This is a genomic window from Massilia rubra (assembly GCF_011682065.1).
GTDB lineage: Bacteria > Pseudomonadota > Gammaproteobacteria > Burkholderiales > Burkholderiaceae_D > Telluria_A > Telluria_A rubra.
Window position 1 is genome coordinate 1 of sequence record NZ_VUYU01000080.1, and the last position, 881, is coordinate 881.

General features: G+C 60.2%; 1 protein-coding gene and 1 pseudogene. One reads left to right on the forward strand and one right to left on the reverse strand.

The features are described 5' to 3' along the window. Positions 1 to 565, reverse strand: a 565-nt coding sequence (istA, locus tag F0185_RS34080; protein WP_167233122.1) for an IS21 family transposase, incomplete at its 3' end; no start/stop codon positions are given. Between the two features lie 183 nt (positions 566 to 748). Here istA and F0185_RS34085 point away from each other — a divergent pair. Then, positions 749 to 881 (forward strand): annotated as a pseudogene (locus F0185_RS34085) (IS5/IS1182 family transposase); the annotation flags it as partial.

An 881-nucleotide genomic window follows, 5' to 3' on the forward strand; every position in this document is an offset into this window, starting at 1 on the left:
CCGTCTTCATGTTGTCGTACAGGACCCGGCGCGTCACGCCCCCGAACGCGGCAAAGGCACGCTCGTGGCAACCGATCAGGGTTTCCACCTTCATGTTGCTGACGAACTCCACATAGCTGGCCCGACTGAAGCCCAGGGTGGCGCAGAAGGCGTGCAGTGGAGTGCTGCCCTTGCGGAACTCGACCCAGTCGACCTGCATCTGCTCGCCCATCGCCGTCTCGAAACGCACCACCGGATCCGCAGGCGGTGCCGGACGCAGCGTCCGCAGGAACGCGCGCAGCTGGCTCATGCCTCCCTGGTAACCGCGTGCCGCGATCTCGCGGTACAACACGGTCCCCGGAATCGTATCCGGGTGTGCGGCCGTCTGGCGCTCCCTCAGATACCGTTCGAACTGCTCCAGCTTCGTCTGGCGTTTCACCTTGCGCTCGTATTTAGGCACGGCATCGAGGGCCAAGTGCCGCCGCACCGTGTTCACCGCGCAGCCCACCTCGGCGGCGATCTGCCGCAGGCTTAACCCATGCTTCTTCAGTAGTTGAACTTCCACGTACACCTCTTTGGGTTTCAAGGCCGCTCCGCAAAGCGGCCATCTTCTCAAATCGGTGTATCAGTTTTTAATCGCTGCGTGTATCAGTTTACAACCGCTGCTGACAACAGACGGGCACCTCGAAAAACCGGCGCAGCCGTGGCATCATAGCGGCTCCACGTTGCTGACCTAATTTCATGATCAAGACGAGTCTGTTTGCCGACCAAGAGCGCGAAACGCCGGCAGAAAGATATGGACGCGCGCTGGACCAAGAAGCATGGCAAGTCCTACTTCGGCTACAAGGTATCGGCCAACGCAGACAAGCGTTACAAGCTGGTACGCAAGATCAAGGTCAGCA